A 10282-nucleotide genomic window follows, 5' to 3' on the forward strand; every position below is an offset into this window, starting at 1 on the left:
TTGGAGACCAAACCCCTACAGTTTTTTTCACTAATCATTTCATAATGCTGTACATTCTCCTAAATTTTTTCTTAATTGCACACTTTTAGGTGTTAAAGTAGGAAAACTGTAGGGAATTAAATATTCTCCTGGAATAATTTGAGGATTTGTATTGTGATTCCTAACTTCATAACCAATTTTTCGTAAACATTGAAGATAGTCAAAAATATCCTCAACATTTACTCCCCATAAAAATGCTAATTCTTGAGCAGATAGTTGAGTTTTTACTCCTAAACCTCTAACAATAAATTCAACTATTCGCCAAATAGAGTTAGTCTTTAACTCCATAGAAAAATTCATTGTCATTTTAATCTTTGGTTGATACTGATAATATCCAGATAATTGAACTAAATCTGCTTTACCCGTTATTTGCCTCAACTTTTCTTCAAAAGCTTTCCATAATCCTGTAAATACTTCCAAATTCCAATCGCGAGCAATTAACTTTACTCTCTCTGTATTTAAAACCCAATATTGAGAATTTGCGACAGGTATTATATCTATAGAATATAAACTTTTTTTCTCTTCCAACTGACTAATACCTCCATCTATTAACCAATAACTTTTCCGCAAATCATAACTCATATAAATTTTTACAGAATTGTTTTTTGGCAAATCATACCAACCAAAATCTGTAGACAAAAACTTTTCTATATTTTTTTGATTTACATGACTATTTATTGGTGAAGATACAGCTTGTAATTTCTCTAGAGATTGAGTAGGTAATTTAGCGATCGCTTCCTGAGCTTTTTTTGCATATCTTTTTGTCAACTGACGCTTTCGTTGTCTAAATCCTAATTGTTGAGTTGGAGATAAATATTGCATGGAAAATGGTAACTTAACTCCCATAACTTGCTCCAAAATACTCAATGCTAAAATCCTTCCTAATTGTGGTGGTACAGAATTACCTATTTGTTCTATACAAACTGAACGATTACCAATAATTTCATAAACATCAGGAAATGTTTGAAGTCGTTTTAATTCTGCTATTGAAAACCGTCGATTTTCCCAACTCAAAGGTCCTGTATATTGTCCTCCTTGTGCCTTAATAGTTCTAACTGGCATTTCTGGATCGGCTTTATAAAGGAAGTCAGAAAACTTAGAACGCCAACTAAAAATCGGCTCAGGGTGACCCATTTTCTCCGTGTAAAAACTATAATTTAATCCAGGTGGTATATCATTTAACAGATGCCCATATTTACCTTTAATTCCTAATTCTTTTTCTGAAACATTAATATCTTTTATTGCTGCTAATGCTGTATAAAAAGGTTCTTGATTAACAGAATCAGGTCCATGAGTTGGAGCAGGAAATAAATAATTTCCTTTTTTTAATCCCACAATAAATAGCCGCTCTCGATGTTGTGGTACACCATAATCGGCTGCATCAAGTATGCGATAGTAAATTGTATAGCCTGCTTCTTGAAATGCTGTTTTAATTGTTTGCCATGCTTTGCCATTTTCAGCACCAATAATTCCATAAACATTTTCAAACAAAAATCCTTTTGGTTGTAGTTTTTTTAAGATGCGAACATATTCTGAAAATAACGTTCCTCTACTATCATTTGTTCCAGAAACACCAGATGCTCTTCTACCTGCTGCTGAAAATGTTTGACATGGCGGACCCCCAATAATAAAGTCTATTTCTAATTCTGGAGAGGGAAAATATTCTTGAATATTTATGCAGACAGGTTCACTGTTTTCTAAGTATTTTTCTGGCTGAGAATTTACTTCTAAAGTTTTAATATATTTTGCTTCTAATTCCACCATTTAAACTATGTTAAAACCGCAATCATGGAAGCCAATATCTAGTCCACCACCACCTGTAAATAAACTTAGAGTTTTAATAGGAGAATAGGAATTTTTTGTGAACCAATTATGAATTGATATACCAAATTCATCAGGCCACCCAGGATAATTTTTTATATTTAAAGCTGTTAGCATTGCTCGAAATTGCGAATTTGTATTTGGTTGGGTATTTGGTATATTTAGGGGTAGAGATAATTGTTGCATTCTATAATTAATTGAAAAAATAATATTATGTTATTATAACATAACTTATTTCATTTTAATCATAAATAAATAATTAAACTAATCTACTTAGTTAAAATAAAATTTGAAGGAAACAACTACAATTCTAGAATAGTGACAAACAAGCAAAATACCCTACCACTAAATCAAATTCTTTTAACAGACTGCATTAACTTACTAAAAAGTCTTCCCGATGAATCTGTTGACTTAGTAGTTTCATCACCTCCCTACAATTTAGGAAAAGAATATGAAGCGAGAAAAGCCTTAGAAATTTATCTCGAAGAACAAACTATTATTCTGCAAGAATGCACTAGAATTCTCAAAAATACAGGTTCTCTATTTTGGCAAGTAGGCGCTTTTTCAGATAAAGGAATTTTAATACCTCTAGATATACGCTTTTTTTACCATCCTAGAATCCTGCGGCTTAATTCCTAGAAATAGAATTATTTGGGCTAGACAACATGGTCTCCACGCTCGGAAAAAATTTTCTTGTCGCCACGAAACAATTCTCTGGTTTACCAAATCCGATACTTATACATTTAATTTAGATGCTATTCGAGTTCCTCAAAAATATCAGAATAAAAAACATTATAAAGGTAATAAAAAAGGTGAGTTTTCCTGTAATCCTGATGGTAAAAATCCTGGAGATATTTGGTTATTTAGAAATGTTAAACATAATCACGAAGAGCAAACTATACATCCATGTCAATTTCCAGAAGATTTAGTGGCTAGAATAATTTTAGCTACTACAAATCAAGGTGAAATAGTTCTCGATCCTTACATGGGTTCTATATGTGTAGAATTTAGTTATGGAAAATAATCAAGAAAATATTATGTTACGCAGCTATAACGCTGTATTAACAGGAAATCACAGAAGATGCTCCAGAGTTGAGCGATCGCCCCCAATAAGTCTACGTTACTTTCTTAGTAATTTTTATATTTATGCTATTGAATCATTTGTGAATCATTTGCTATTAATTCTCTTTTATCCATTATTAATTATTCCTTACTTCTGAGTAAATGCCCAAACCCCATCCCAATTTTGCGGTACACCAGTTACCATCAACTCATCAATTCTTTCCAGATAAAGTTGAGCTGTTTTATCTGAAGAATTAATCTCTTTAACTTTCTCAAAATAATCTTTAGCAGAAACTAAATCTCCTAAACGATAACACTCTAAACCTAATGCAAAATCTGCCTCAGTTTTTAATTTGAATTCTCGTACATAATCAATTTCACCATCCAGCACTTCATAAACATTAATCGGTTCATCTCTACCTTTAACAGATGCCCGATCTAAAAACCGAATTTGATATTTTTGGGGATTTTTTAAACAGTTAAAAGCTGACTCAGAAATTAATAAAGAAACACCATAAAACTTAGTCAAACCTTCCAAACGAGCCGTCAAATTCACATTATCAGAAAGTGCATCTCCAGACATTCGACCTTTCTCTCCAACTATACCAACCATCATATGACCCCAATGAATACCTATACCAATTTTTATTGGGGGAAAATCTTCTGTTTTTAGGTTCTGATTATGTTCTTGTAATTTCTGGATTTGAGCAATAGCTGCTTGGACTGCATCATCAGCGCCATCCGGGAATACTGCCATAATGCCATCTCCCATAAACTTAATAATTAAACCGTTGCGATCGCGAATTTCTGGACAAACCTGTTCTAAATAACCATTCACAAAAGCAAAAGTTTCTTGAGAAGTCATCTTTTGAGATATGGTTGTAAAAGAACGAATATCAGAAAAGAAAATTGCCATTTCTTTACTTACTCTGTCTCCTAAATTGACATTAATAATACTTTCTTTAGCGAGTAATCTTACATATTCGTGGGGAACAAAACGTTCATAAGAATTAGTAATTTTTGATAATTGAATATGGGTTTTAATCCGAGTTAATAATTCATCTTTAGCAAAAGGTTTAGTCAAATAATCATTAGCACCAAATTGGAAACCCATAACCAGCAAAGGCAGAATAAATAGGGCTTGATGTAGGTTTACCCATTTTTTTTGCTGCTTGATACCAGGAGCGAATACGCGGATCGTATTCTCTAACTTTTAAGAATTTGCCTATCTCGCCATCCTCCTCTAACAAATAAACTTCACGCAATGGTTGGGTAGCTGTAGTCCGAATTTTAAAGACAATATCTTCTTCATTCTGAGGATCAATTTTAACGCTCATATATTCCCCCTGTTCATTACCAAAAAAAAGATTGGTTTTCCACTTCTTCTGTTCGATAATTTGCCAAAAGTAGAGTCGCATTGCAGCAAAGTCGTAGGGATCAAGGTTGCCACTGGTAATAGGATCGCTAATTATTCTGAGCATTTGATGAGGTTTATTTATATAATCTAAAACGTGTTGCTGAATACGAATACTAATTTCCAAAGTTAACTTACTCGCCAAAGTCTCAACAGATTGACGTCCATTAGTAAAAGAAAAATATCCTACTAATCCCACAGCAGTTACAATTTGCAGAATAAAGGGGACAATAAGCACAGTTTTTAGGGGAAGTTTGTTAAGCATTTTGCGCAGTTTTTTTTAGGAGCCAGAAGTCATAAATTATACCATTTCTTATTTTAACAAAAGGAAAGGATATGAATTGATGGAAGATTTTGTTAGTTAGAGAAAATCTATAGGAAAGCAACTATCTTTGTTTGATAATTTACATCTGCTAAAAAAAATATTACTAATAAATTTTATAGAACCCCTGAAGGGATCTATTAGACATCTACAGAAAATAGGGAGTAGGGAGTAGGGAGTAGGGAGTAGGAAACCCACTCCTAACCTCTCTTGGGAGGAGAATAATTGATGATGTATGTAGGATAATTGATTTCCTGTGTTCTTATCGAATATATCTTTATTATGTACTTATATCAAATCCGCTCGGGTTCGGTATATAGCAGTCGAAGCAAAGGTTAGGACATTTCTAAACCCTGAAACAGTTTGATAGTCTGCTGTTCCCTGTTCCCTGTTCCCTATTCCCGATTCAAGTAGCGCTATAACAAAACTTTCATCTTCATATTAGCGTGTAAATCTTGATAAATTCTCTTTCCTCCTGACTTCCCCTCCACCGGAGGGGTTAGGGGTGGGTTGACTCCTGATGACTGACTCCTTTACAAAGATACCTTCAGGGGTTCTATATATTAGACATCTCCGGAAAATAAATAAACCTTTGAGTTAGATATGCTCAAGAAAGAAAAATCAACCATAAAAAATCCTTTTTCATGCCTTTTTCATAAAAATATCTTGCCAGTTAAGCGTTGCCAGTTAAGTGTTCCCTACTCCTCCAAAAAATATATATCTTTTTCACGCCTAGGTCTATTATGCTATTCAATCACTTGCTATTCATTATCCATTATTAATTATTCCTTACTTCTGAGTAAATGCCCAAACCCCTTCCCAATTTTTAGGTACACCACTTACCATCAACTCATCAATTCTTTCCAAATAAAGTTGAGCTGTTTTATCTGAAGAATTCACATCTTTAACTTTCTCAAAATAATCTTTAGCAGAAACTAAATCTCCTAAACGATAACACTCTAAACCTAATGCAAAATCTGCCTCAGTTTTTAATTTGAATTCTCGTACATAATCAATTTCACCATCCAGCACTTCATAAACATTAATCGGTTCATCTCTACCTTTAACAGATGCCCGATCTAAAAACCGAATTTGATATTTTTGGGGATTTTTTAAACAGTTAAAAGCTGACTCAGAAATTAATAAAGAAACACCATAAAACTTAGTCAAACCTTCCAAACGAGCCGTCAAGTTCACATTATCAGAAAGTGCATCTCCAGACATCCGAGTTTCCTCCCCAACTATACCTACCATCATGTGACCCCAATGAATACCAATTCCAATTTTCATCGGCATCCAACCTGTACTTCGTAGAACCTGATTATATTCCTGTAATTTCTTGAGTTGAGCAATAGCTGCTTGGACTGCATCATCAACGCCATCTGGGAATACTGCCATAATCCCATCTCCCATAAATTTAATAATCAAACCGTTGCGATCGCGGATTTCTGGACAAACTTGTTCTAGATAACTATTGACATAAGCAAAAGTTTCTTGAGAAGTCATCTGCTCGGATATAGTTGTAAAAGAGCGAATATCAGAAAAGAAAATTGCCATTTTTTTACTAACTCTATCCCCTAAATTAACATCTAGAATATTTTCTTTTGAAAGTAATTTCACATATTCGTGGGGTACAAAACGCTCGTAGGAGTTAGTAATTTTTGATAATTGAATATGAGTTTTAATTCTAGTTAATAATTCATCTTTAGCAAAAGGTTTAGTTAAATAATCATTAGCACCAAATTGGAAACCCATTACCAAATCAGCCACCTGATTTTTAGCAGTTAACATTAAAATAGGCAAACTTTGGGGAGGATATTTTTCTCTAATTTTAGCGCAAACTTCATAGCCAGACATATTTGGCATCATTACATCTAGCAAAATCAGATCAAAATTATCTTGCTCCTCCAAAGCAGCTAAAGCTTCTTTTCCATTTAATGCTTCAGTAACTTTGTAGTTGTTAGCTTGGAGATGATTACGCAAAACTTGAATATTTATCAGTTCATCATCAACAACTAAAATGTGAAAATTACCCTCAGCTAAATTACTTTCTATCGGTTCGCTTTCTGGAGGTGTGTCTACTTGATCAATCAGATAGCGAACACTATTAACTGTAGGAGTAGTAAGACTAGGGGTATCTGCTACAGGTTGTTGAGAAATGGGTAGGGTAAAACTAAAACGAGAACCGACACCAATCTCTGACTCTACCCAAATTTGACCGCCGTGGAGTTCGACTAATTGTTTGGTGACTGCTAACCCTAAACCTGTACCGCCATATTTCCTTGCTGTAGAACCTTCTCCTTGTTCAAAGGATTCAAAAATACTTTCTAGCTTATCAGTCGGAATACCAATACCAGTATCACAGACAATAATTTTTACTTCTTGAGATTGCTCTTGACTTTGACTGGAGTCTTCTGAGACCGAAAGTACACCAGGAGAATGTACAGAATTATTGGTAATTACTACTGCACAGATTTCGACTTTACCGGACTCAGTAAATTTAATAGCATTACCAATTAAGTTGTAGAGAATTTGTTGTAGACGGTTTTCATCAGCACAAACAGGAGGTAAATTAGTGGGAATAGCATCTACTAATTGCAGATTTTTATTTTTGCTGACCAAAATTTGATTTAAAGTAACTACTGTTTCTACTACTCCACGGACATCAACAGCTTTAGTTTGTAATTCTAGTGTGTTATGTGTAATTTTAGAAAAGTCAAGAATATCGTTAACAAGATTGGAAAGACGACGAGCACTAGAAACCATCATAGTTACGTTAGAAGTAGTTACAGGATTCAACTTACCTGTACAACCATCTATCAGAAATTCACCAATACCAATAATACCATTAAGTGGAGTGCGTAGTTCATGGGAAGTGTTGGCTAAAAATTCGTCTTTGAGGCGATCTAATTTTTTTAGTTCTTCGTTTTTTGCTTCTAGGGTGCCAAAGGAATTTTTGAGCTGGAGCGCCATGCGATCAAAGGACTGAGCAAGTTCTCCTACTTCATCGCCACGGTGAATATCAAGTTTATTTTCCCACTTACCTTCCGCAATTTCTTTAGCCGCAGTATTAAGTTGTAAAATTGGTTGGGTAATCCAGTGAGTAGTAACTATCCCTACTAATATAGCTACAGTCAGAGCAGTAACACTCAATAAAATAGTAGTTCTGGTATTGGCATCTATTTTTGTCATGAAGTCATCTTCAGGAACAACAACTACTACTAACCAATCAATACCCCGTCCGTCTGCAACTGGCATAACACTTGCATAGTACCACTTTCCATTAATAGGGAAATTGAGTTGTTTGCTGCTATCTACTTTTTCTAAACTACCAAATGTTTCTTCTAGGTGGGTTGCAGTCACGCTTACCATACTATTACCACTGTCAAGAGCGTGTAAGCGTTCTATTTTTCTCTTTCCATCAACTTCACTAATCACAAAAGGTTCGAGAATTTGGGAACTAGCAATTAAATTTCCAGATCGCTCCATGATAAAACTTTTGCCATTAGGACTAATCATTAAGTCGCTAAGGAATTCTGTCATCTGCGTTAAGCTATTTTCATTACCTAAAACTCCGATTAAATCACCGTCAGAATCAAAAACAGGTTTAACTGCAGCTATGTCTAAAGATGTGTTAGAACCAGAAAAGGCTGAATAAATAGGACTCCATGTAGGTGTATCCCGTTTTTTTGCTGCTTGATACCAGGGACGAATACGCGGATCGTACTCTTTAACTCTTAATAGTTTGCCTATTTCGCCACTCTCATCTAACTGATATATTTTACGCAGTGGTTGAGTCTCTGTAGTCCGAATTCTGAAGATAATATCTCCATTGTCAGGATTAATGTCAACGTTAATAAATTCTCCCTGTTCATTACCAAAGAAAAGCTCACTTTTCCACTTCTCTTGCTTGACAATTTGCCAAAAGTAGAGTTGCATTGCCCTAAAGTCATAAACATCAAAATTCCCACTGGTAATAGCATCATTGGTTATTCTTAGGACTTGATGAGATTTATCTAGATAATCTAAAACGTGTTGCTGAATACGAATGCTAATTTCTTTAGTTAACTTATTCGCCAAAGTATCAACTGATTGGCGTCCATTGGTAAAAGAAAAATATCCTACTAATCCAACAGCAGTCACTATTTGCAGAATAAAGGGGACAATAAGGACAGTTTTTAGAGAAAGTTTGTTAAACATTTTGTCTAGGTTGGTATTATAATAATTATCAAAAATAAAACTATCGTTTAAAATTACTTCAACTACTTTGGAATTAGGGTATGTCGTCAAGATATAATACTAATTTATATAGCAGTTCTCATAATGTTGAGGTACAAAATTCTAGCTTTGAGGGAACAGGGAACACTTAACTGGGAATAGGGAATAGGGAGTAATGAAAAGATAAAAAGATAACTGTACTTCACGCTTCTTGGGAAATGCTATAGAATCCATTTAGGATCTATTTAATACCAAATCGAGTTATCATACCTTACCTTTTTCAAAATTATCTCTAACCATCTCCCCGTCTCCTCAAAAGGATACCCTATAAACCGGATTTAGTATAAAATTATAGATGGGCAGTAGGGGAAAACGCGAGATGGTGAATATAATGGCCTTTTTTTACCTTTTTTTACCTTTTTTCTCTATTATATTTCTCAATTTCCTGACTTCTCAATTCAATTTTATGACTCTTGACTCCTGTGCCAAAAACCTACACCTTTGCAAAGATACCAAATTGTTTCTATATTATATAGCAATCCTATTTTATTTGTGTATAAAAACCTTACCGCTTTTAGGGAACACTTAATATTATGTTCGGTTAAATAGTTATTATATAAAAAGCTCGTAGTATAGCTCTCAGCACTATCTACAGTTAAGGCTGAGAGCTATACTACTAACAAAAACTTTATTATAAGTGATTATCAGCAATTCGTAGCTCCCCCGGAGGGGGCATATGATATAACTGGGAAGAGGGAACAGGCGGGAGTTTTAAGTTTTTTATCTACTTTTTGATTACCGAAATAATTAATAATTAAACAATTAAATAATTAGATCATTCACGCCTTGAAGCCTCCCCTTTCAAGGGGAAAAAACGTTAACGCTGCGCGACATATAAAGCGGAGCTTTGCGCTAGCAAACGCCATATCTAATCGAACAAGAGAAATAAATCTTTTCCTTATTCGTCAATCCTCTCCCTAAAAGGGAGAGGTAATTATCAATTATCAATTATCAATTATCAATTAATGAACCGCGACCTATTTAGGATTGCTACAGCAATAATTATTAAGTAGTTAATACAGGCACATGGAACTTTTTTGATAATTAGCACCCCAGGAGAGTATTAATTATTCATATTTTTACCACTTCTCTACTCGACTACTTAAGAAAATGTACAGAAGTTTTAAAGAAATTGTATTATACTTTTTTTACACAAGAATGTTACGAATAATAAGCAGGATTAAAATATTTGATCGGGAAATTATATTTGAAAAAAAGATGATTCAAGATACAAAATAATAGATAAAGCCCATTTATTATGACTCCTGATACCATTTTTCAAAAATTTTGCTATATCGGGACTTTAGTGAAAAAATAGTAAAAAAAAGGGTATAATATATATCTGA

Annotated in this window: 8 protein-coding genes; 3 read left to right on the plus strand and 5 right to left on the minus strand. The window is 34.0% G+C overall.

The window, feature by feature from the left end:
* Positions 1-39 precede the first annotated feature (39 nt).
* Together ACP6PK_RS15500 and ACP6PK_RS15505 are read right to left on the minus strand one after the other, a co-directional pair.
* The gene (locus tag ACP6PK_RS15500) at positions 40-1803 is read right to left on the minus strand and encodes a DNA cytosine methyltransferase (RefSeq protein WP_426560566.1); all 1764 of its coding nucleotides are present in this window, start codon (positions 1801-1803) and stop codon (positions 40-42) included.
* The gene (locus tag ACP6PK_RS15505; protein WP_426560568.1) at positions 1804-2046 is read right to left on the minus strand and encodes a hypothetical protein; all 243 of its coding nucleotides are present in this window, start codon (positions 2044-2046) and stop codon (positions 1804-1806) included.
* A 132-nt stretch (positions 2047-2178) separates the two neighbouring features.
* Here ACP6PK_RS15505 and ACP6PK_RS15510 point away from each other — a divergent pair, with 132 nt between their 5' ends.
* From ACP6PK_RS15510 to ACP6PK_RS15520, 3 genes are read left to right on the plus strand one after another with little or no spacing between them, the layout of a single operon-like run.
* Positions 2179-2499, plus strand: a complete 321-nt coding sequence (locus tag ACP6PK_RS15510; RefSeq protein WP_426560570.1) for a DNA methyltransferase — start codon at positions 2179-2181, stop codon at positions 2497-2499.
* A gap of 10 nt (positions 2500-2509) precedes the next feature.
* Positions 2510-2884 (plus strand): DNA methyltransferase, encoded by a 375-nt coding sequence (locus ACP6PK_RS15515; protein WP_426560584.1) that lies wholly within the window; start codon positions 2510-2512, stop codon positions 2882-2884.
* Positions 2874-3080 (plus strand): hypothetical protein, encoded by a 207-nt coding sequence (locus ACP6PK_RS15520; protein ID WP_426560572.1) that lies wholly within the window; start codon positions 2874-2876, stop codon positions 3078-3080. Before ACP6PK_RS15515 ends, ACP6PK_RS15520 begins: the two co-directional genes overlap by 11 nt.
* On the opposite strand, the gene ACP6PK_RS15525 is transcribed toward ACP6PK_RS15520, so the two are convergent.
* The 3 genes from ACP6PK_RS15525 to ACP6PK_RS15535 all read right to left on the minus strand — a co-directional run bounded on the left by ACP6PK_RS15525 (position 3071) and on the right by ACP6PK_RS15535 (position 8948).
* The gene (locus tag ACP6PK_RS15525) at positions 3071-4036 is read right to left on the minus strand and encodes an adenylate/guanylate cyclase domain-containing protein (RefSeq protein WP_426560574.1); all 966 of its coding nucleotides are present in this window, start codon (positions 4034-4036) and stop codon (positions 3071-3073) included. The two genes, ACP6PK_RS15520 and ACP6PK_RS15525, sit on opposite strands and share 10 nt — an antisense overlap.
* Positions 4014-4601 carry a PDC sensor domain-containing protein gene (locus ACP6PK_RS15530; protein WP_426560576.1) on the minus strand — a complete coding sequence of 196 codons (588 nt, stop codon included), beginning with the start codon at positions 4599-4601 and terminating at the stop codon, positions 4014-4016. The genes ACP6PK_RS15525 and ACP6PK_RS15530 overlap by 23 nt, the downstream gene beginning before the upstream one ends.
* 846 nt (positions 4602-5447) lie before the next feature.
* Complete coding sequence (locus tag ACP6PK_RS15535) at positions 5448-8948, minus strand: response regulator (RefSeq protein ID WP_426560578.1); 3501 nt, start codon at positions 8946-8948, stop codon at positions 5448-5450.
* Positions 8949-10282 lie beyond the last annotated feature (1334 nt).

This window comes from Dapis hubbardiae BLCC-M172 (assembly GCF_050016015.1).
Lineage (GTDB): Bacteria > Cyanobacteriota > Cyanobacteriia > Cyanobacteriales > Microcoleaceae > Trichodesmium.